This is a genomic window from Clostridium sp. LS (assembly GCF_002760435.1).
Classification (GTDB): domain Bacteria; phylum Bacillota; class Clostridia; order Clostridiales; family Clostridiaceae; genus Clostridium.
Map to the genome: position 1 here is coordinate 1 of NZ_AUUU01000156.1, position 24,040 is coordinate 24,040.

General features: G+C 30.5%; 21 protein-coding genes and 1 riboswitch. All 21 genes read right to left on the reverse strand.

Going from position 1 to position 24,040, the window contains the following annotated elements; genetic code table 11:
- Positions 1 to 2,243 (reverse strand): Ig-like domain-containing protein (locus tag COL3_RS24680; RefSeq protein ID WP_242982185.1); only part of this gene is annotated, 2,243 nt, incomplete at its 3' end.
- A 25-nt stretch (positions 2,244 to 2,268) separates the two neighbouring features.
- On the reverse strand, positions 2,269 to 2,766 hold the full coding sequence (locus COL3_RS24685) for a prepilin-type N-terminal cleavage/methylation domain-containing protein (protein ID WP_008428174.1): 498 nt from the start codon (positions 2,764 to 2,766) through the stop codon (positions 2,269 to 2,271).
- A 17-nt stretch (positions 2,767 to 2,783) separates the two neighbouring features.
- Positions 2,784 to 3,647 (reverse strand): hypothetical protein, encoded by an 864-nt coding sequence (locus COL3_RS24690; RefSeq protein ID WP_008428176.1) that lies wholly within the window; start codon positions 3,645 to 3,647, stop codon positions 2,784 to 2,786.
- Complete coding sequence (locus COL3_RS24695; protein ID WP_008428178.1) at positions 3,635 to 5,335, reverse strand: hypothetical protein; 1,701 nt, start codon at positions 5,333 to 5,335, stop codon at positions 3,635 to 3,637. Before COL3_RS24695 ends, COL3_RS24690 begins: the two co-directional genes overlap by 13 nt.
- Before the next feature lie 153 nt (positions 5,336 to 5,488).
- On the reverse strand, positions 5,489 to 6,472 hold the full coding sequence (locus tag COL3_RS24700; RefSeq protein ID WP_008428181.1) for a prepilin-type N-terminal cleavage/methylation domain-containing protein: 984 nt from the start codon (positions 6,470 to 6,472) through the stop codon (positions 5,489 to 5,491).
- A 9-nt stretch (positions 6,473 to 6,481) separates the two neighbouring features.
- Positions 6,482 to 7,810 carry a hypothetical protein gene (locus COL3_RS24705; protein ID WP_008428182.1) on the reverse strand — a complete coding sequence of 443 codons (1,329 nt, stop codon included), beginning with the start codon at positions 7,808 to 7,810 and terminating at the stop codon, positions 6,482 to 6,484.
- A 1-nt stretch (position 7,811) separates the two neighbouring features.
- Entirely contained in the window at positions 7,812 to 8,369 is a 558-nt protein-coding gene (locus COL3_RS24710) for a PilN domain-containing protein (protein WP_008428185.1), read from the reverse strand.
- A gap of 11 nt (positions 8,370 to 8,380) precedes the next feature.
- Positions 8,381 to 9,574: a pilus assembly protein PilM gene (gene pilM / locus COL3_RS24715; RefSeq protein WP_008428186.1), complete on the reverse strand. Its 1,194-nt coding sequence runs from the start codon at positions 9,572 to 9,574 to the stop codon at positions 8,381 to 8,383.
- A 257-nt stretch (positions 9,575 to 9,831) separates the two neighbouring features.
- Positions 9,832 to 9,966: a hypothetical protein gene (locus COL3_RS29675; protein ID WP_278286709.1), complete on the reverse strand. Its 135-nt coding sequence runs from the start codon at positions 9,964 to 9,966 to the stop codon at positions 9,832 to 9,834.
- 353 nt (positions 9,967 to 10,319) lie between these two features.
- Positions 10,320 to 11,522, reverse strand: a complete 1,203-nt coding sequence (locus COL3_RS24725) for a type II secretion system F family protein (protein WP_008428188.1) — start codon at positions 11,520 to 11,522, stop codon at positions 10,320 to 10,322.
- 21 nt (positions 11,523 to 11,543) lie between these two features.
- Entirely contained in the window at positions 11,544 to 13,235 is a 1,692-nt protein-coding gene (locus COL3_RS24730) for an ATPase, T2SS/T4P/T4SS family (RefSeq protein WP_008428191.1), read from the reverse strand.
- Between the two features lie 105 nt (positions 13,236 to 13,340).
- Positions 13,341 to 14,093 (reverse strand): A24 family peptidase, encoded by a 753-nt coding sequence (locus COL3_RS24735; RefSeq protein WP_035284312.1) that lies wholly within the window; start codon positions 14,091 to 14,093, stop codon positions 13,341 to 13,343.
- 194 nt (positions 14,094 to 14,287) lie between these two features.
- Positions 14,288 to 14,369: riboswitch (cyclic di-GMP riboswitch) on the reverse strand.
- Positions 14,370 to 14,527: 158 nt separating this feature from the next.
- A complete protein-coding gene (locus tag COL3_RS24740) occupies positions 14,528 to 15,559 on the reverse strand; it encodes a PilT/PilU family type 4a pilus ATPase (protein WP_008428195.1) in 1,032 nt (343 codons plus the stop codon).
- Between the two features lie 281 nt (positions 15,560 to 15,840).
- Positions 15,841 to 16,581 (reverse strand): YebC/PmpR family DNA-binding transcriptional regulator, encoded by a 741-nt coding sequence (locus COL3_RS24745; RefSeq protein ID WP_008428197.1) that lies wholly within the window; start codon positions 16,579 to 16,581, stop codon positions 15,841 to 15,843.
- 141 nt (positions 16,582 to 16,722) lie between these two features.
- Positions 16,723 to 17,898, reverse strand: a complete 1,176-nt coding sequence (locus tag COL3_RS24750; RefSeq protein WP_008428198.1) for a DHHW family protein — start codon at positions 17,896 to 17,898, stop codon at positions 16,723 to 16,725.
- A gap of 28 nt (positions 17,899 to 17,926) precedes the next feature.
- Positions 17,927 to 19,183 (reverse strand): MBOAT family O-acyltransferase, encoded by a 1,257-nt coding sequence (locus tag COL3_RS24755; protein WP_347474391.1) that lies wholly within the window; start codon positions 19,181 to 19,183, stop codon positions 17,927 to 17,929.
- 172 nt (positions 19,184 to 19,355) lie between these two features.
- Entirely contained in the window at positions 19,356 to 19,829 is a 474-nt protein-coding gene (locus COL3_RS24760; RefSeq protein WP_008428201.1) for a DUF4358 domain-containing protein, read from the reverse strand.
- Between the two features lie 21 nt (positions 19,830 to 19,850).
- On the reverse strand, positions 19,851 to 20,666 hold the full coding sequence (locus tag COL3_RS24765) for an SGNH/GDSL hydrolase family protein (RefSeq protein ID WP_008428203.1): 816 nt from the start codon (positions 20,664 to 20,666) through the stop codon (positions 19,851 to 19,853).
- Positions 20,667 to 20,877: 211 nt separating this feature from the next.
- Positions 20,878 to 21,582, reverse strand: coding sequence for a lytic transglycosylase domain-containing protein (locus COL3_RS24770; RefSeq protein WP_008428205.1), 705 nt, complete (start codon positions 21,580 to 21,582; stop codon positions 20,878 to 20,880).
- A 189-nt stretch (positions 21,583 to 21,771) separates the two neighbouring features.
- Positions 21,772 to 22,818 carry a 3D domain-containing protein gene (locus tag COL3_RS24775; protein WP_008428206.1) on the reverse strand — a complete coding sequence of 349 codons (1,047 nt, stop codon included), beginning with the start codon at positions 22,816 to 22,818 and terminating at the stop codon, positions 21,772 to 21,774.
- Between the two features lie 412 nt (positions 22,819 to 23,230).
- Entirely contained in the window at positions 23,231 to 23,878 is a 648-nt protein-coding gene (locus COL3_RS24780; RefSeq protein WP_008428207.1) for a YigZ family protein, read from the reverse strand.
- Between the last annotated feature and the right edge of the window lie 162 nt (positions 23,879 to 24,040).

The window sequence follows — 24,040 nt, forward strand, 5'->3', positions numbered from 1 at the left end:
GTTACTGTTCCTATTAGCGTTGTTCCATCATACACTTTTACTGTTGAATTAGCTTCTGCTGTTCCGCTTATTGTTGGTTTATTGTTATTTGTTACTGTTCCATCTTGTGGCCCTGTTATTACTGGCGCCAATGGTGCTGTACTATCTATTGTTATATTTACCTTATTTGATACCGAACTCACATTTCCTGCTGCATTTGTTGCTGTTGCCGTTATTGCATGAGCTCCATCTGCTAAAGCTGTCGCTGGTATAAGTGTCCAATTTCCACTTGCATCTGCGGTAACTGTTCCTATTAGCGTTGTTCCATCATACACCTTTACTGTTGAATTAACTTCAGCTGTTCCGGTTATCGTCGGTTTATTGTTATTTGTTACTGTTCCATCTGTTGGTGCAGTTATTACTGGTGCCGCTACATAAATATTTTCAACATCTATTGTCTGTACAGCCACATTTCCGTTACTATCTGTGGAATATACAGTATAAACTCCATTAGTATTAACATTAAAGGTGGACTGTACTGTCGATTTACTACCACTAATACTAGAATCGTAAATGCTTGTACCACCAGCGGTAAAATAATTTACTGATTGATTACCGGCTGCGTATTTTATTGTTTTAATACTATTTCCACTACCTGATGCAATAGCATTCGCTGTTATTGTTACATTTCCGTTTGTCAATGCTGTAGTATTCGGAGTTAATGTCAATGTTATTCCTGTTGCATTAATAAATGTAACTGAACTATCCTGAACAGGAATCCCTACATTTCCTGATAAATCAGAATAACTGGAAATTTTTACATTAATAGGTCCAATCTGCGTTATCTTATCTCCATTAGAGTTAATTGAACCATTCGATGCTATTTTAACAGTTGCCGTATAACTATTGTCAGAACCTTTTGTGTATGATGTTGTATCTGCAACATATCCATCTAATGATATTTGTGGATTTGCTTGCAATGTTTCACTAGCTTTGAAATTTATAGTTAGAGTATTTCCAACCCCTGCTTTTTTATTATCGCTGGAATTATCAGATACAACAGACAAACTACTGATTGTAGGTGGAGTTCTGTCGATTATAAAAGGACCGTATAAACCTGAAGTTGTACCTTCCCCGCTTACAAATTTAGTAGCAATGTAGTAAATTCCATCTTGAGTAGGGAATGGAATTCCCGAAACATCTCCAAAATACGCTCCAGGAATAGTTCCAGGAGTTGTTGTTTTACTAGAATAAAAATAATTTTGTGGTATATCTGCCCAGCTACTAAATCCACTAGTACTACTATTACTGCTATATTCATACCTTGGAACAAACGCTGCATTGGTAGGACATCCTTCATACCACTCCATATATATTGGATAATAAGAATTGGCTGAAAGATATATAGGATTATTATTAGATCTATCAAAAGCAGAATTAATCGACCAATCATTAACAAATTCCTTTGTTTGCCCGTTCACTATAACATAACCATAAGCTCCATCATCAGATTTTGCACCTAGTTTATAATAACCAGTCTTCTCTGGTGAAAAATATCCCCAAAATTTCATTGCTTTCCATGCAGCATTCTTACTAGGCTTCATATAATAGTTACTAAAAGGATTCCATACATAATACGTAGAAGTTTTACTTTGTGAAGACCCATTATAAACTGCTGTGTCTGGCAAAAAAGCTGTACTTCCTGAAACAGTATAATTTGGTATATCACTTCCTTGAATTGCATTTTGAACAAGCATAGTAGAACTAAGTGGTGTTCCGAAGCTAACGTCTCTTGTCAACTTTGCAGTACTACTAGCCGAACTTGGGTTGCCAGCATATACATATTGCATAGTGCTAATTGTTCCTTGATTACCTATGTCATTTGCATAGGCATCCCAACTGTTTGGTGCTGGTAAATTTATATTGGTCATTGTTGAATCTTGCGGAAACGTTGGCAGATTAGTTAAATTACTAGCTTGGACAAATTGATATTTTGCCATGGTTGCATTAGTAAAATTATATGAGATTTTAGCCATTGCATTTGCTGCCAGCCTCACAGGATTACTAAATTGAGTATTAACTGGTTTACCTCCACTATTTGTGTATTGAGGTATGCTCTGGTTAGATGAATCATTAACACTTATAGTCAATCCAGTAGTAGTAGTTGCTGATACTTTAACACCTGTAAATGCCATTGAGCATATCAACATCACAGCTAAAAAGAAACTTATAAACTTTTTGTTTATTTTTATTAGTCTATTCATAACATTATCCCCCTTTGTTTTTTATTTAATTATTCTTATTTCTAAAAGCAATTTTAAACTGAACTTGATAATTAACATCACTATACCCTTTTTGAAGGCTTAAACTAATACTAAATTCAGCGAAGTTGGACCCATATGTAACATTGAAAGCTGCTACATGATCTGAAATGCTTTGTGAATTTTCATTGTAAAAATCACTACCATTTTTACTATATTCTATTATGGAAAGCTGTTTTCCTGCTTGCTCAATTTGATAATATCTTTCCTGTCCACTTTTATTATAAGATTTTATCAATGTTCCTAATGTAGGATCGTTTATAGTTCCACTAGCCTGCATTCCCATATCACTTATTTTTTCCTGAATCGTTTGTCCTTCTATTTGTAAAGTTGATTTAATGTCTGAATCAGAAAAAACTTTGTTTCCTGTAATAAGCATAGAACTTGCAATTCCTAATATTATTACTGTAAATGCTAATGCAATTATCATTTCAATCATAGTAAAACCAAGCCTTTTCCTCTTCATTTATTAATCTCCCCTCCTTATTTAAGGATTTTCCATAACTTATTTTCTAAAAAGTTTTTTAAATTATAGTTAGTAGTTGTACTGCCAGTACCTGATGAACCACCTGTACTATTATTTGTATCTTCTACGATACTTTCACCAAATACTGCATTAAATGTATCAAGATTCTGTGCTTGTACTTGTTCTATGACTTCTGGATCATAAATTATTTTTACATCATTTCCATTAATATTTAAATCACCTTTAGCAATAATACAACCATTAATGGTAATTCCAGATTCAATAGAAACTTTTCCTGCTGTAGCTATAACCGCATTTAAAGTATGCTCATTACTATGATTTCCAACAGATATCGTTATAGTATTAGAACCCGTATTCATTATTTGATCCACGCTTCCACTACCTTGTACGATTTTTATTTCTTTACTATCATCTCCATTAAAAATTGCATATTCACCTTTATTTTGCTGATTTTCTAATATATTTGATGGAATGTTTGCAGTATTAATCAAAGACTTACTCGAAATCATTCTCGCATCAGTATAATCATCTATATCAGCATTTTGTCCAAATTTATAAACGTATTGCGCAAAATCTACTCTTTTTTGATATACTGGATGTCCTTGATTTTCTAAATCCATACTATAATGAGATGGAATTACTTGCGGTGAGCTAGAGCTATCATTATTTTTCTTATAAACTATAACTCCACTAGACCATATATACTTCTGATCAATAGTTCCATCTGCATTATGAGGCCAGATTATTCCTCCAGCATTTGGACTTCCTCCAGCCCAATAATCTATAAAATGCTGCTCCTTTGCATCTTGAGCTGTCTTTGCATTTGGGTATATAGCTGGATTTGGATTTAATAACTGCAATGGATTATCATATATAAACTGTTCTGTTCCAGTAATGCCATATTTATTTTTTGATCATCTGTTAATGGAATAGAATATGCTATATAATTTCCTTTAATCGCCCCCGATTCTGCCGTTTGATAGTCTCCTGCCGTAGCAATATGTGCAGTTCCCATAAGATATGCTGAACCAGTAATATTAATAAAAGAATTATTATTTCCATTAACTATTATGCTACTAGATGATTGTGCTTTATCATTAATGTTCTCATCATTAATTCCATATAAATCCTCTAATGTTATAGTTGCATTGTCAGCATTTAATGCTAAATCATTATTTATTATAGCTTCATTGGTTATATTTAATGAAGTCACCCCACTTGCTAATACCCCATCGCTATTATCTATTTTTCCTATATATATATTTCTTGCATATAAATTTTTAACATTTGTAGTAGCTGTAACACCTGCTGGTGTTGTAGTATTTTGAATATTAAAAGTCCCTCTCGTAATCACATTATTTGCGAAATTTACACCACCACTATTGTTCAATGTTATTCCACCAAAATATTTTCCATATACTCTATCACTTTCAATTGATGTACTATTATCACTACCTTGAACAAATATATCACCAGTAACACTTAACCCATTTGCATTATTTACGTTCATATTTCCAAAAATCGTCAATGCTCTATCCTTAGTAGCTAGATATTCATTTAAATTCCCATTTGAATTTTGAAAATATATATCCTTGTAATTAGGAACTAACATTCTGTAAGTTGCTTGAAGTTGCCTTTGGTTAGTTTCATTTCCATTAACATTTTCAGTATAAAAAGTTGATTTAACAGCTATGTCAAAATACTGGTCACCATATACGGTAAATGACACGTCATGCTGATGATTATTTGACGTACTTATTCCTGTTGTTGGGTATGAAGTTCCTGCTATTGGATTCTCAGTTACAGTTGCATCTAACTTTGGCGGTTCATTATTTTTGTTACTTATATTAAATTCGATATTTTCTTTTGTAAATGTATTGATATCCGAAACATCACTAATATATTTATTATAAGCTATTAAATTTTCAAGCTCATTAGGTGCTTCCTCACTTGTACCTAACCTATCCTGATTATCATCATCATCTTTATCGTATTCCGGATCTCCAGCTGTATAAGTATGTGCTTTAATAAAATTCTTGAAAGCTCTTTTAAATTCTTCATTGCAAAGAGTTTCTTGCATATTTTCATCTTCTTTTATTAGCGCTTTATCTTTTGCTATAATACTCTCTATATCACTTTGTGTTTTCTGATTGCTCGAATGAGCACTATTCCAATCGTCTAAATCTTTACTAGCATTTTCTAAATCCTTAATATCATCTTCAAAAAAATTAATATCCTTTTGTATATATATATAATCTTGATTATATATGCTTGTTCCATCATCGCTACTATCCTTTGTTAAACTTTGCAATTTTTCTACTTTTAGCTTTGCATATTTAGTTGCTCCATCAAAAGTCTTTCCTATTATATTATATGCAACATCTAAGCCTGAATCTGAGGCATATAAATTTTCAACTCTTTTACTCTCTGCAACCCTTGCCTTGTAATTACTAGCCACCATTGATAACATAGCCGTTGATACTGTAAATATAAACATAAATACTACTACTACTGCAATTAAGCTGGCCCCTTGTTTCTTTCTTTTCATAACTTCACCCCCTCCTACAAACTTTTACTAATATATTTTAAGTTCCTAATTTCAGCATCGCTGCTTTTTTTATTATTTATTAAGTTCTTAATTGCAGCATAGCTGCTTTTTTTATTGCTTATTAAGTTCTTAATTGCAGCATAGCTGCTTTTTTTATTGGTGTATATTTTTCTTGCAGTAGCCTATAAATAAATTGTTCTTGCCTTCATTTATCTCAAGTTTGATGTCGTATAATTCTCCAAAATCATCCTCTTTCGGATCTTCAGACCGATTATCATATATATTTATTTCACCTTTTCGTGCCTCGACATCTACATTTAGCTCCTGAGATTTTTCAATATAAATTTTAGGAATGTCGGTGGTTTTATTATAAACATCTAATTCTATATTAGCCCCTGCTGGCATCAATCCATTTGAATCGACGTAATTACTAAAATTTATAACTAAATCTTTATCAGTTGTAGTTTTTTTGTTTATTGACAATAAATCATAGCCTGAATAATCCTTGATCTTAATATTTTGATAACCATTAGCATCTATAGAAAAATAAACAGACATTTCTATTTTGGGTGCACTATTGCTTGGTATAGATACTGTCGAACTATCGTTAACCGGAGCATATGGAGTGCTTTTGTTATATTCCCAATATCGCATGCAATCTTGTGAACCTATCTTACTAATATAAAGCTTATCACTTAGCGAATTAAGTGCACCATTTGTATCTAATTCAACACTTTGCCCTGTTGTCTGTGGTGTCTCATAGGATTTTGTTGGACTTATCGTTATTTTTTCTTGATATTTACTGACTGCTTTATTACATCGGTGGAAATCCCCATCTAAATATCTTGCATAAAATAAAATATTTCCAGAATCATCTGTTTCCGGATTCAGTTCTATATTATTTCCTAGACTCAATGCATCATTGCCACTGGGTATTCCAAAATTAGTGGCTTTCATTGTTTCAATTAGCTTTTTACCTTCTAAGGCTGCTGTTTGTTTTACCTGACCTGCTTTAATTTGCTTTGAAATAAACACGCATCCATCATATAAACCAATTGAAACTATTGATAATATTGCCATACATATTACTACTTCTATAAGAGTAAAGCCTTCATATTTTTTAGAATTATTCTTCATAATCCTCACCTACTTATTATTAACACTAATATTATTTAAATCCCCTTCAACTGTAACACGTGGATTATTGGAATCATCACCACTAATATTTACATCTAAATGCCTATCTGTCTTATTGACGATTTTAAGTTTCATTGATGAATTATCATTTGCATCTATTCTGCTTCTGCTTAAAACATCTAACACTATATTTTTAGATGTTGGTACAAATTCTGCCCCTAAACCATCATAATTAGCCGGAAAGCTTCCTTTTGATGTCTTATATTTATAATAATATTTATCTCCATCTTGAGTTAATATCATTTCAACATTTTGTACTGAATTACTATCAGCATAAGCATAAGTTGTTCTTAAATCATCTTTCGCCTTACCTATCATTATTGTTGGTAAATCAGATGCTATTGGTTTAACTGATGCTATAAAATCACTTGTTTCTTCACTTTGTTTAGTGCTTGCTGCTGTATTAGTTCCTGTAACTGGCGATTGGTTAGACACTGTTCCGCCGCCAAATGGTACACTCTTACCATAACTTTTATTAATGTCCCAGTTTAAATAGCTTTTTAATTCATCAGTAATCTTTGGAATTGAGTAAAATTCAAGGGCAATTGTTCCTTTTATTGAATCTGAAGAATCTGAAGTTAAATTTATAGAATTTACTACAATTTTTCTTCCACTTTCATTTTGATTTTGATCAATTGCATTTAAAAACTTGTCTAAGGCTCCATATGTTCCTTGGATCTTCACTTCACACTTAACATATTGAACTGTATTTTTCTTGGTATCTTTTGCATCCTTGTTATTGCTTTGATTGGAATTATTTGAAGCGGTTGCGCTATTTCCATTAGTTACTTGATTGTTTGCAGAATTATTTGAAGTTTTATCATTGCTTTGCTGTGCTTTTTCGGTATCTCCAGATGCAGAATTATATTGATCAACTATAGATTGCAACGAACTCTCAGCCAAAGATTTCACTTCTTTTTTAGAATTTTCTACGCTATTGGATGCTATAGGTTGAAACGTCACTCCCCCTTTTAAACCACTATTCTGTAATAATTTATCTATTTCAGTTATTATTTTTTCTTGGTCTATTGTTGGATAAAAAGGTGCAGCTTCATCATTTATCTTAGCATTTAAGATTTTTACGTCACTTTTCTTATCCTCCATTGACTTTATTGTGCTTTTTACTGTATCATATTTTTGCTTAAGTTCGTTTTCTTCTCTAATCTTTTGCTGAAGCTGGTCTACTTGCGGTAAATAAATAAATTGATAATATAAAAAACCTACAATAATACTTCCTAATACACATAACATTGTTTTTTCTTTCTTACTTATTTTCATATTACCTTACATCCTTTAACACACATTTTATATCAAAGGAGAATTCTCCTTCTACTGCACTTTGTGCCTCTATTGAATTTACATAAACATCTGACATTATTGGCAGCTCTTTTAAATTATGCTCTAATTCTGCAACAGCCTGTCTATTACTTGAAGTACCTTTTATAGCTATTGTATTTTCTACTACATCTAAGTTTCTAAATAAAACTTCACTTGGTAAAGTTGAACTTATATCCTTTAACAATTCTTCTGAAACATTGTTTCTACCTTTAACTGAAATAGAAACATCATTTAATGCTGTATCATATTTCTTTAATATATCTATTCGCTTATTTACATCTTCAGCTTCCTTTAATTGTGATTGTATATCTGGAGCTGATAATTCTTCATTGTATTCATTTATACTTTTATTTAAGAACATCATTTGGGTTGTATTAATTCCAAAACTCACAGCTATAGCAAGTCCAACTATTATCATCATTCCATATACATATATTTGATAATTAATTTTTTCTTTATTTTGTCCTAAATATGGTTTAAAAAAATTCAAATCTTTCACAATTGCACCTCCTATTCAACTCTTATAACTGAACCTATTACGTTTATAAAATCATCAATAGGATGGCCATCATCTTTTGATTTAAAGGCTATTTTAGTTATTTCATTTATTTTTGTTTTAATTCCAAGTTTTTCTGTCATATATTCTTCCATTCCTCTTATCTTAGAACTACCTCCAAAAATAATTATTTTATTTACTTCATTACCCATATTTCTATTTTTATAAAATTGGATTATTTTTTCTATCTTATCCATCCAGTCATCTATTACATATTTGACTTGCATATTTATTGGCTCTAATTCCTCTCTTAAATTTAAATTTTTCTGTTTAAAACTTGTCACTTCACTAGGATCACCAATCTGCTCCAATAATATTTCATCAATATTATTTCCACCATCTTTTATTATTCTAGTAAAATCCAACTGACCATCTTTATATATGTTAACATCAATGAAGCTTGCTCCAATGTCAATGAATGCAACTGCTTCTTTTGATTTATGTTCAAATTCACTATTTATACCTGTATAATTAATAAATTTATTTACCGCATTGTAATTTACATCTAAAGCATATGGCTTTAAATATAGTTTTTGTAAAAGATTATAATATCCTCTTGCTATTTTTTCTGGATATGCAGTAACACGAACATTAAGTCTAGCATTTCCATTTACTTTTTCTTCACCTAAGCTTGTTACTTGCAATATATAATCCTCTAAATTTATAGGTAGATATTGTTGAATTTCATATCTTACCACGGTATCCATTTCTTCCGCTTCTACTTTGGGTATTAAAATTTCTCTATTAATGATCAATGTAGAATTAGTTGTGCATATAGCATCTTTAGCCTTTATGCCACTTTGCTTTAGTGCTTGACTCAATTTATCATATAGCTCTTCTTCTTTTTTTATTTCTCCATCCATAATTGCATCTTTAGGGGTTGGGATAGATACATATTTGTATATAACTAATTCCTTTTTATAATACATTCCCTCAACTATTTTTATCATAGAGCTTCCAATATCAAAAGCAACAACTCTTCTTCTTTTCTCTGGTGTACCCAATTTATTTATTTTTTTTAAGTTTTTTGACAATTTAACCTTTAAAGTTCCTAAATCCATATTCGCTAAAGCTTTAAAATCAATGGATTTTCTCTTTTCTTTATAATCCATATTTTCGTCAAATTCAGAATTATTGTTCTTCTTCATCATTATCCCCCATACCTTATTTTTCTTCTCTATCATTCATGTAGTTTGTCTATTTTAATGTACAATGTATAATTAACAATTTAAATGTAATTTATTAAAAGTTCAGTCCATTTCCTTATCATTTTTTATTAACTTTACATGATACATTAATAATTACTCAATTGATTTTTAATTTTTATGGGTGAATCAATTAAATTGATTCTTACCCATAAAAATTAAGTTTATTTCATATTATCACCTTAAATTTTCATCAAAAATTATGATAGATTATAAGGTGAGGAAGCTACTGGGAATATTTCCACGGTTCCTGCCTTTACAGTCACTGTCCCATCGCTACCAACATCAGCTGTAAAATTGTCGCCTCTTTGTCCACTTGCCTTTGCTTTTGGCACAATCCCACCATCAAGTACTTTCGTAAGGTCAACACTAGAGGTATTTAACGCAATATCACCATTTGATACTGCTGTAGCTACAGCTGATTGAATATTTTTAGCTGTTGCTATATCAGCCTTTATATTACCACTTTCTCTTATTTGTCCAAATTTAGGTAATGCTATTGCTGCTAGGATTGCAATAATTGCAATAACGATAATTAATTCAATTAACGTAAATCCTTTCTTTTTTTCTTAGTTAACTCATTCTTTTTTCTGATTGATAAGTTAATCATTAAAAACCCTCCTGATTCTTATTTTTATATTTTAATGCCCTTTGACTTTTGCCTCGTGCATTAATTACTACTTTATTTTTAGATTTGAGTATAAGAATTAAATAATGGCAGCATTATTGATACTATCATAAATCCAATTACTAGACCCATTACTACTATTAAAATTGGTTCTATAAGAGCTACAGAAGTTTGAATTATCGATTCAAGCTCTTCATCATAAAAATCTGCTGTTTTATTTAATATATCATCCAAAGAACCCGTTTCTTCACCTATTTTAATCATTGAATAAAGCATTGTAGGAAAAATTTCACTTTCTCTCATTGAAATATATAAACTTTCTCCCCTCATTACACTATCCCTTATTTTTAACAATACCTTCTCTGAAACTTTATTTCCTGTAACTTCTGAAACAATTTTTAAAGCTTCTACCAAGGGTAGTCCACTTGCTATAAGCGTAGATAGCGTTCTAGTAAATCTAGATACTATGATCATTTGATTAAGTTTCTTAAGTACTGGTAACTTTAATTTAAGTTTACTTGAAGCTAATTTTCCTTCTTCTGATTTCAAGAAAATATTTAATCCAAATGCACATATACTTATCAAAGCAATCATTAAAATCCAATTATTTGCAATCACATCACTAAGCCCTAATAAAAATCTAGTAGACCAAGGCAATACTGTACCACTTTCTTTGAATATTTCTGTAAAAGTAGGCATTACAGATGTTAATATAAATATAATTGCTCCAATAGACACCATTCCAAGTACAATTGGATAAATCATAGCACTTTTAACCTTATTATTAATCTTATTTTCCTTTTCATAATGTGTTGCCATTCTAAGCATTATTGCATCTAAATTACCACTAGCTTCCCCTGAAGCTATTAAAGATACTAAAAGCTCTGGAAATACATCCTTATGCTTTTTCATTGCATCTGATAAAACTCCACCTTTTGCAACTTCTTCATTTATATCTCTTGTTGCTTCTCTTAATTTTTTATTTTCAATCTGATTTGATAATATTTCCAAACAAGTTAAAATAGGGACTCCCGCATTTAACATAGTATAAAACTGTCTACAAAATATTGATACATCTTTAAGCTTAACCTTATTATTAAACTTAAGTTCAATATTGACACTTTCTGATACCTCTTCTATCATTAGAGGATAATATCCATTACCTGAAACAAAATCCATAACTTCTTCTTTAGAATTTGCTTCGTAATGTCCCTCAATTTTCTCTCCATCTGAGTTCATAACTCTATATTTAAACTTTCCCATATCATCGCCCCCTTTCTAGCCCTATTTTTTAATCATTGCAATTGTTGAAAGCTCTTCAATAGTAGTTATTCCTCTTAAAACAAATTCTTTACATTCACTTTCCAAGGTTTTCATTCCATTAGCTATGGAAATATCCCTTATTACATCAGAATTTCCACCTGAATTTATAGCTTCCCTATGATCTCTAGTCATTTCCATTATTTCATAAATACCAATTCTTCCTGTATATCCTGTTTCATTGCAATATCCACATCCATCCCCTTTATAAAGGATGAGAGGCTTGTCTATATCTTGTCCTAAAAGTTCCTTCTCATATAAACTTGCTTCATATGGAACTTTGCATTTTTCACATATTCTTCTAACTAGTCTTTGAGCTACTACTCCCATAACAGAAGTTGAAACTAAATACGGCTTAATTCCCATATCCACAAGTCTCACTATAGATGACGGAGCATCATTGGTATGGAGGGTACTTAAAACTAAATGCCCTGTAATAGCGGCACGAGTCGCAATTTCTGCCGTTTCTTCATCTCTTATTTCTCCCACCATTACTATATCCGGATCTTGTCTTAAAATACTTCTTAAACCACTTGCAAAAGTCAACCCAGCCTTTTCATTTACATTTACTTGATTAACTCCATTCATAGTAAATTCAACTGGATCTTCTACTGTAATAATATTTACATCACTAGAATTCAACTCTCTTAGTACTGAATACAAAGTAGTAGACTTACCACTTCCTGTAGGTCCAGTAACCAAAATTATTCCATGAGGATTAGCTATTATCCTATCCAATCTTTTAATATTCTCCTCACTCATTCCAAGTTTATCCTTGCTTAATACTGAACCGCCAGTATTTAGAATTCTTATTACTATTTTTTCACCGTTAACTACGGGAAGTACAGATACTCTTAAATCTATATCTTTGCCGCCCACATTTGTTATTATTCTTCCATCTTGAGGTATACGTTTTTCTGCTATGTTTAAACCAGCCATAATTTTTATCCTTGTTACTAAAGGTCCTAAACTCTCTATTCCAAGTGTATTAATCGTTTTTAACTTTCCATCTATTCTATATCTGATTCTAATTTCATGTTCGAAAGGTTCTATATGAATATCTGATGCTTTTAGTTCCACAGAATTTTTAAACATATAATCAACCATTTTAACCGCAGGAGCACTATTAACCTCATTTATGTCTTCTGCTCCACTAGTTTGGGACTGCTTAGCTGCTTTCAAACTCTCTTTTGCTAGCTGTAATGCTGCATTATTAACTTGTTGGCTGCTGTAATATATGCCTATAAATTTTTTAATATCATCCTTTTTAGATATAAAAGACTCTATTTCAAACCCTGTAGATATTGCAACATCATCTATTGCAAAGATATTTAAGGGATCTGCTAAAGCAACTTTTATTTTGTTATTATCAAATCCAAATGGAATTAACATGTATTTATCACATAAATTTTGAGGTATTAATGTTATTGCTTTTCTATCAAAATTAATAGTATTTAAATCCACCTTTTTTATTCCAGTTTGCTGTTCTACAGCTTCTATTATATCTTCTTCTGTAATTATACTATTTTCTACTAATATTTCCCCTAGCTTTTTATTAAGTGCCTTTTGAGACTTTAATGCTTCTTGCAGCTGATAACTAGTAATTTTACCTGCATTTACGAGAATATTTCCCAGTCTTCTCTTTTCAGTTGCCATTTTTTCAGACTCTCCCTTCCTTACTATGCAACGGCTCTTTATTAATTATAAAATCCCTTTTTAACCTCTTCAATTATAATTAAGTTAAAATCTTGTAATTAAATTTTACGTTAACAAACCCCAATAAAATTTTATTATTTCTATGCCCCACAACATAGAGATCAAGCTTCCGATTGCTATGCACGGTCCAAAAGCCATTTTATCTTTTGCTTTTTTTAATTTTAATGCTAAAATAATAATTCCTATTATTCCACCTAATATAATTGCTAAAAATAGCCCTAAAAGAATTCCTTTAGTCCCTAAAAACAATCCACAAACAGCTGCAATTTCCATATCTCCTTCCCCCATACCTCGGGTCAAAAATACTATGATTCCTATAATTGCAAAGCCTGCAACTCCTCCTAAGATTAAATCAAGGCTTCCTTCCTTATAATATACAGCTTGAATTATAATAAATATAATCGCCATAATTCCAGCAAATATTGTGGTGCTTGTAAAAACAAACTGAGTATCGTAATCTATCATTCCAATAACAATTAAAATCGATACTAATATACAGTATTTCAGTGTTAATATTGTTAATCCATATTTAAAGTACACAATTAGATATAATAATGTATTTAAAAACTCTATACTTGGGTATCTTATTGAAATCTTTACTTTGCAGTACCTACATTTGCCTCTTAGAAATATATAACTTAATATTGGAAACAAATCTACTGCTTTAAGCTCATGATTGCAATTTGTACAGTGGGATGGTGGAAATGCAATGGATTCTTCTTTAGGAATTCTACAAATACATACATTTAAAAAACTTCCTATAACTAATCCCAAGAGCCCCACTAAAATATACTCCAACTCATCATCCCTTTCACGCTCATCCTAAATATCAAAATATTTCCATAATATATATTATATCACTTGCATTTGGATTTTTATAGTGATTTTTATATATTATGGTAATTTTTTCGCGGTCAATTAAAGTAAATTTATGTACCTATCTCCATACATTTTAGAAATATAAAAAAACGTCAAAAACCGACCTTTAAATAACTTAAAGGTCGGTTGCACTACTAACTCATCATATATAAAGTGCCCAAATTAAATATATGAATCATCGTTTCCTAATTAAAATAAATTTAGTGTATTTTATAAAACTTCAAATTAAAGTATTGCTTAAGGTAATCTTTTGTACATATTAATATTACCATGTATTATTTTAGCAGTCTATATATAATTTTCATTATTTCTTAAATATATCTTTTTTATTTTACAACAATTTCACATTATATTTATTTATTATTTTGTATCCATCTATCATATTCTTGTCGTGATATTAGATTATCAGTAATTAATCTCTTTAAATCCATTTCCATAGTCTGCATTCCAAATTTAGAGCCCATTTGAATAAAACTATTTATTTGTTCAAAGTTTCCTTCTCTAATTAAATTCTTGATACTTGGAGTACATACCATTATTTCCATTGCAGCTGTTCTCCCCACACCTGAAACATTAGGTAATAAAGCTTGAGATACAACCCCTCTTAAGAGAGATGATAATTGTATTTTAACCTCATTTTGCTGTCCTGCTTCAAAAGAATTTATAATTCTATATATACTATTGGCAGCCCCCATATTATGTAATGTTGAAAAAACTAAATGTCCTGTTTGAGCTGCTCTTAGAGCTATTTCTATGGTTTCAGGGTCTCTCATTTCTCCTAATAGAATAACATCGGGATCTTGTCTAAGCGCTGCTCTAAGGCCCATCGCATAACTTTGAGTATCCTGCCCAACTTCCCTTTGATTTATCATACATTTATCTGTTTCATATATATACTCTATTGGCTCTTCTAGGGTTATTATATGTTTTTCTTTATTCTTATTTATTTCATTAATCATGGCAGCAAGAGTTGTACTCTTACCTGATCCTGTTGGCCCAGTAACCAAAACCAATCCATCTTTTAATTCTGTAAAAGCTTTTAAAGCAGGTGCTTCTGATATATCACTTAGTTTAGGTATCTTTGCCTTAATGATTCTCATACATATAGCATAGCTTTCTCTGCACTTAAAAGCATTAACTCTGAAATTACAAATTCCTTTTCTATTATACTTAAAATCTATTTCTCCTTTTTCTAAAAACTCCTCAAACTTTTCTGGCATTAGGTCTCTAATATATTCAGTCACTACTTCATGAGGTATAATTTCTTCATGTGCATCTACTAAATCACCATCAATTCTTACCATTGGTCTTAATCCTGAAGTTATGTGTATATCTGATGCACGTCCTATATCAATATAATCTAATAAATTATCTATTTTAGCCATAATTCTCTCCCTTCTATAATATAACTTTAAAATATCATCTTTTTTCTAAATATGTCAATAATAATATACAATCGTAAAATGCAAAAAATAAGGTATATTAAGTATTTTTGCCCAATTGTTTCTTATTTCTAGTTCTAGTAGAAATTCTTTAAATAAATTTATGAACAACAAAAAACACCTTCAATATCGATAAAAATGTATATCAATATTGAAAGCGTTATTATTTTAATAAGTATATCATTGTCCAACGATTTTTATATTTTTAAAGTGCTCCTAATAACTTATTCATCCCATCCTTCAGGGAATTCAGCGTTGTGGTAAACTTCTTGAACGTCATCATCATCTTCAAGTAAGTCTAGCATTTTTTGGAACTTCTTAGCATCAGCTTCATCTATTGCTGTATATGTATCTGGAATCTTCTTTACAGCAGCTTCTAAGAATTCTATTCCTTGTGCTTCTAACGCTTCTCTAACCGTTCCAAAGTCTTCTGGTGTAGTTGTTACTACAAATACTTCTTCTTCATCAGCTGAAAAATCTTCTGCTCCCGCATCTAAAGCCATCATCATTATTTCCTCTTCGTCTCTATCTTCCTTCTCAATGATGATTTCGCCTTTTTCTTGGAACATAAATGATACGCATCCTGCTGTTCCCATGTTTCCGCCACCTTTTGTAAAGGCACTTCTTACATTTCCGGCTGATCTATTTTTATTATCAGTAAGAGTTTCAACTATTACAGCTACTCCACTAGGACCATAACCTTCATAAACTATATTTTCGTAATTGACTGATGATAACTCTCCAGACGCCTTTTTAATTGCTTTTGAAATCGTATCGTTAGGCATGTTTGCTGCCTTAGCTTTAGCAACTACATCTCTTAATTTTGCATTTGTGTCTTGGTTAGCTCCACCATTTTTAACAGCCATAACAATTTCTTTACCTATTTTAGTAAAGATTTTTCCTCTTTTCGCATCTGTTTTGCCCTTTTTTGCTTGAATATTATGCCACTTTGAGTGTCCTGACATGTGTTTTCCTCCTTACTTTACTTCACTACATATCTACTTATATATGTCTTAAATTATATCTTTTAAAAATAAAATCAACAGAAATTATACCACATTCTCTATCAACTTACAATTTTTATAGCAACTATAGATATTATTTATTTAGCCTTCAAGATTAAGTATTGACTTATCTTCATTAAATGTATTCACATTAAATAAAAATAAAACATCTGTTATTTCATCAACATCAATTAACTCATTTAAATCATCCATATAATATCTTAAATCAACAACATCAATTTCGCCATAATGCGGTGTTAGAAATGGTATAAAACTATTTGCATAAGAATCTTTTATAATTAATAATTTTTTCTTAGAATCACCTAATGATTTTACATTTATAAGTGGATGATTTCCATCAGTGAATACTTGATATTTATCCTTTTCATCTAACTTAGCACTACTGTATAAACTAGCAACTTTCTTTTGTTCGTCTGGATAATTTACTACTATATCATTCTTCTCCTTTGGGAAGTATATGCTAATTGTATCAGGATTACCTACTCCTGCTGCCATCTTAGTATATAAACTGCCATAAAAATTATTAGTTACATCTTCAATGTCAAAATCTTTTTCTTCCTTTGGCACTATATTTAGCTGTTTACACATTTCATTATATGCTATGTAGGCTCCTTTACTTGTCCAATGATGATCTGTTTTATAGTATATATATTCATCTTTATTTTCTTTTAATTTTTCCGACACATCAATTAATTTTATTTTTTGATTAAGTTTACTACTAAACTCTGAGATAAACTTATTCTCATCATCTACTGGTGCATAATCAGGAAGCTTTTCCTTATATATTTCAGATGTTGTTGGCACAAGCATAAGTGATATGTTTAATTTATCATATTTGCTAGCAAATTTGTTTAAAACATCAGCTTTTTCTTCAGTGTCTTCTAAAGGCTCTTCTTTAAAACCTTCTATAAGAGAATTATCTTTAGAAAGATATACATTATTAATTTCTTTTTTTCCAATAGCCAATTCTAAATTTGCTTTTAATTCTATCCACATATTCCTCATTGGAAATTGATCTGATATATAACTGGTATATTCTTTATTAAAATTACCATTGATTAAATTTTCCACTGAAAAAGCTGGCCTCTGTTGTAAGTTTCTATTTTCTTGTTCAGATACTAGAGTATCCTTTTTTAATATATTAGTTAATGCCATTCCACCAATAAACATTAAAAATACTAAACTTATAACTACTTTATATACTCGTTTATTCTTTTCTATTTTTATATTTAAAACTGTTCCCCTATTCCTTCTCACTTATTTCACCTCTCTCTTAGTATTTTCCTTAGAACTTAAAGTACAAGAAAGGACTATAACTTTCATTCACTAAATAAGCAGTTGAAATAAGTATAATTATACTATAAAACAAAACAACAATTATTATTGTTGGAATTTGAATCCTCTCTTTTAAAAATGTAATTAAATTTTTCACTATTGGTGTTGCTCCAACAAGAGCAATTGCAAAAAACACCCAATTAGTATTTATTATATACATTGAAAGGCTGTCTTTAAGCCCATTTGATCCTATTCCAAACATATTTCCTATGTACGCTAATGCTCCTTTAAGAGTTTCGATATCAAAAAATACCCAACTTATTACTACTAATAACATTGTATATATATTAGCTATTATCCCAGGTATCCTTTTTAGAATTTTATGAAGAAAGACTTTTTCTATAAAGATAAAAACGCCAAAATATAAGCCCCATATTATAAAGTTCCAACTAGCTCCATGCCATAAGCCTGTAGTAAACCAAACTATAAAAATGTTTCTAATTTGAACTACAGTACCGCATCTATTCCCCCCTAAAGGTATATATATATAATCCCTAAACCATGACCCTAAAGATATATGCCATCTTCTCCAAAACTCAGTGACACTTTTTGATATATAAGGGTAATCAAAGTTCTCTAGGAATTCAAATCCCATCATTCTACCAAGTCCTATTGCCATATCTGAATAGCCGCTAAAATCAAAATATATTTGCAGAGTAAATGCTATAATTCCAATCCAAGCTGTTAAAACTGATATTTCATTACTTTGAAGGCTTTTAACTTGTGTCCATACTATCGCTAAATTATTGGCAATAATTACTTTTTTCCCAAGGCCTATAACAAATTTTTCTGCTCCATCACCAAATTTGCTTATGGTCTCTTTTCTATTTTCTATTTGCTCATAAATATTGCTGTATTGTTCAATCGGCCCAGCTAATAATTGCGGGAACATCGCAATGTATACCCCAAAATTTATGATATTCTTTTGTACTTTTACTTTACCCCTATACACATCAACTAGATATGATATTAATTTAAATGTGTAAAAGGATATTCCTAATGGCAATGGAAGGCTTTTTATTCTTAAGCTTGTTCCAAAAATAACATTGATATTATCAATTAAAAATCCATAATATTTAAAGAAAAACAGCATACTAAGATTTATTACTAATACGGTAACAAATATGAATGTACTTTTTTCTTTATCCTCTCTGCTTCTATCAATTAAAATTGCTCCCAAATATTCAATTATTATGGCAGCGATCATTAAAAGAATATATATCGGTTCTCCCCACCCATAAAACACTAAACTTATAATTAGAAGTATAAAATTTCTTAATTTTTTAGGTGCAATATAATAAACAATCAATGATATAGGCAAAAATATATACAAAAACAATAAACTACTAAATATCAAACTAATCACTCCAAACTAAAATTTAAAATTCTTTATCAATTGATTCTTTTATAGCTTTTGAATCTTTCGAAATTACCAATATTAAGTATTGTTCTTTTTGTTCCAGAACATAGTTTGATATTATTCCATATTGAGTTTGCTCATAATTTTTAAAACTATCTGATTGTTTTTTGACTCTGTCATTAACTTTTGCTTGTAGACTTTTAAGATCATCTTTGGACTTAGTTTTTAAAATCAGAATTTCATTTGCCTCCATATTGCTTTTAGGAGCATATAATACGAAATCTTCAACATCCCTTTTATTAATTCCATAAAGCTTTTTAAGCCTCGAACCATCATCTTCTACCATTGCTGAAACATCAGTAGCTTGTACAATATCATTTTTTATCTTTTCTATATTTACATCTTTAACTTGTAATATATTAAATAATTCAACAAATATTATAACAACTAATACTGCTAGTATACTATATTGAATCTTATATCTATTCTTCATAATTGCTTCCTTCGCTTTTTGTTATTTAATCTTATTCATTTCTATTGTAGTTCTTAAATATTTTAATAACCCTGGATAAAAATCATATACAAAATGTATTCCATCTGGCTCATAATACTTATCGCTCGTAACTAAGCCAGTAGTATCGACATATTTTACTCCCTCATCTTTGGCTAGTTCCTTTGCAGCCTCTCTGAATTTTGATACGTTCTCATTTGTTAGTTTTGAATCAGCTTTAGCTGCTTTATCTTGAACCGGCATAGGTGATTCAATATATATATCTACTTTAGGCAATGCTGTTTTTACTGCATCAATTAATTTACCATAACTACTTTTAAAATCAGATGTGTTTGAAAAAATTTCTACATCATTCATTCCAAACAACATTATTACTCTTTCTGGATCAAGACTCTTAATCTTTTCAACATCTTGCATAGCCGTTATTACATTCCTGCCTTTTGTTGCAACAACACTATTCTGACTTAAAATATCAGCTGCACTTAAAAATTCTGTTAAAGAATCCCCAAAGAAAACTGTATTTTTGTAGTATTTTTTATAATCAACTTGTCCATTTTTTTCTAAAAGTTCTTTTGTTGATGCTTCTAAATTTGATTTTTTTATTTTATCTTCTATATCACTTACATTTAAATTTTCTAATTCTTCTAAATGCTCACGACCTTTATTTACTGATAATTCCTTATCTTCTGATTTTATATCTGAACCACCGCCATCGGTAGTGTTTCCGCGAACATTTATTGTCCCATTGAAATATAATCCTCCTGCCACAATGATTCCCACAACCGATATCATGATTATTCCAATTTTTCTTACCATCATCTATACCTCTTAATAGTATATTTTTAAATTTATTCCTAAATCATATAATACCACAATATTTTATCTTATTCTATACAAAATCCCACAATTCACCAAGTTGCCTATCTAATACTTATATATCCACTAAATAAAAAATGAATATTTGTTTAAAATTGATTCTTTAAACAAATATTCATTGCAATAAAATTTATGTCTGGTTTTATAATACTTTTTAAGATGTTTTACTTCTGTTTCTATACTCTTCTATAATTTCTGGAACAGCTTTTTTAGTTTCATCTGGCATTTTATATAAATCTGCGCCAGATGTCACCCCTCGTTTTTGCATGGTTCCTGGTCCTGCCGCATAAGCCATAAGTCCCATTTGTAAATCTCCACCATATAAATCTAAACAAGTTTTTAGGAGTTTAGTTCCGCCATCTACATTTTGATCTATATCATATCCATCAGTTATTCCATAGTCCCCATAATTCTCTGGCATTATTTGCATCAAACCTGTTGCTCCAGCACTGGATGTTACATTTGGTTGAAAATCAGATTCATGTTTAATTATTGCTAGTATTAAATTAGGATCCACGCCATACTTGCTTGCTGCTTTATTAACTGAATTATATATTTGCTTCATTTGCTCATCATTGCTGCTTGTTGTTACTTTATTATAGCTACCTGAACTATTATATGTAATTTTAAAATTCTTATTTAATCTCATTGCTATCTCTTTTAAATCTTGTCCAGGTCTAGTTTGCTGCTGTATCTTTTCACTACTAGCTGAATTTGAATTATTTTCTTTGGAATTCGTTAAATTTTCCATCATCAACGCAAATGCAAGGTTGCTTTCGTTACTAGTATCACCAGTTGAATTGTTGTTCCCCAATGCAGATATTAATTGACTATTTGAAATACCATTTATATTGCTCATAAATCCTCCTAAATACGGTTATAAATTATATTTTATCTATATAAAAACTTAAAACGCTCTCTTACTTTGAATATTAATCATTATTATTATCGAACTATTTATTTGTTTCTTTATTCTTATTTCATTTTTTCCCAATTTTATTATTAACAACTAAAAAATAGAGATAACTAAACGTTATCTCTAAAAAAATCACCATTCTCCTGGATATGCAATTATTGTCAATTGAACTTGTCTTAATCCCCATTCACAAGATTCTCTATATGAATTGAAATATAAGTCTATCTTATTTCCTTTTATTGCAGTTCCAGTATCTGCAGCAACTGCATATCCATATCCCTCAACGTAAACCTTACTTCCCATAGGGATTACTGATGGATCTACTGCAATTGTACTTAATCCGCCCTCAACTCTTACCGGCTTTCTTCCTGATGATGTGCCCCAGCCACCACTATATGCTGTTGCAGAACAAATCATTTGTCTCTTACCATCTACACTTCCGCCTCTACTTGCGTAAATTGTCCCGGAACCTTCAACAACAACCTGATTTTGTGGTTCAGAAATAACTTTTGTGCTCTTTACTTCACGGGAAGCTTCAACTCCATCTTTATAAACTACTTTATATGTTACTTCCTTTTCTCCATCATTTCCTTCAGTTTTAACCTTTTTAACACTCTTGTCAAGATTTTCATCTTTCTCTACTACGGTGTCAAACTTAATTGGTTGTTTTTCAACAACATCCTTTGCTTCAACTTTGACAACCTTCACATTTAAGTTTTCCTGTACTTCTGAATCTAATGAAGGATATACCTCGTCCACATCTTTGTCAATTTCAATTCCTTGTTCCTTTAAATCTTCTTCTTCTGCGTCTAGCATATCTCCAATATTATTCTCTGCTGTTTTTATTTCCAAATTAGTGCCACTTACACTAATATTTACTGGAACAGCTCTCTTCAACTTTATAGGCTCTTTCTCAGATACTTTGGATTCCAGTGATGGCTGCAGCTTATCTTTTGGAGATACTTCTATTCCTTTTTCCTGCAACACATCTTTAACAGTCCCTTTGTACGTGACAAAAGTCTCTTCTTTGCCGTCTATATCTATTACGAGTACTTTTCTCATACTCATCGTCACAGCAGTAGCAATTATAGCGATAATAACAACTGCTCCAATCATAATTTTTGCCTTCGGACTGTTAGAAAAACTTCTCTTAGTAAATTCTTTTAATTTTTCTATCATCGATTTCCCTCCTTTGGCAAGAGTTAGTAGAATTATATATTACTTTAATAAACTTGTCAACTTTACAACCCTTGCTTAATGTTAAATTTCAATGAAGCTTTTTATTTATACACATTTAGCTAAAAAATAAAATATGAAATTATGATTGCATTTTTAGTATGCTTCATTATAAATACGAGAATCCAATGATACTAAATTGTGGATATAACCTCAGACTAGATACAATATATAATTTACCTTATTTTTCCAATAAAATCAACCTTTAAATTTCTTATTTAAAGGTCAATACAGTGATTTTCTATTGATTTTCTCTAATTTAATATTAAATTTACCTAATTTTGTTATAATATCATTACGTCTATTTACCATAACACCAGATTAAACAATAAACTTTAAGCTTTGGTAGATATATCTATATTTTTAAATACAACCTATTTCCTTCTCTAAAATAAATACCTTTTTCACTTTTACGAATAATTACTTTTCCATTAGTAACTTCTACAATCTCATTTTCAATCATTTCTGAAATTGATTGTTCACACAATATGTGAACAACTACTTTATCACTATATTCTGTATCTTCTATATGCCATGAATTTTGACCACATAAATGCTGAACTTTTCCAAATAAATCATATTCCATTTCAAAACTTAATTTTAAACCCTCAACTTTTTCTACAACTCCTGCAGCTTTTATGGCAATGCTCGCGCCCTTTGTATATGCTCTAGTTAAGCCGCCTGCTCCAAGGAGTATTCCCCCGAAATATCTTGTAACAACAACAGCACAGTCAGTTATCCTACTTTTTTTCATTACTTCAAGAATTGGTATTCCCGCTGTTCCTTGTGGCTCTCCATCATCAGAATATCTTTGAATATTCATGTTTTGCCCTATAATATAAGCTGAACAGTTATGCCTTGCTTGTTTATGCATATTCTTTATTTCACTTATAAAAGCTTTAGCTTCCTCTTCATTTTCGACTCTTTTAGCATATCCAATAAACTCTGATTTCTTCTCCTCAAATCTATCTTCTCCAAAATCTTTTATAGTAATGTAGGACATCTCAATCTAGCTCCTTTTTTAGTTTAAATTTATGTTAAAGTTTTATAAAAAAGCACACTTCAATATTTATTTTAGGCACATGAAAATAAATAACAATTCCAAAGTCGCCATGGATATTTTTCATCAGGCAAGGAGGCGAATTGCCCTCATAGCGAGCCTATT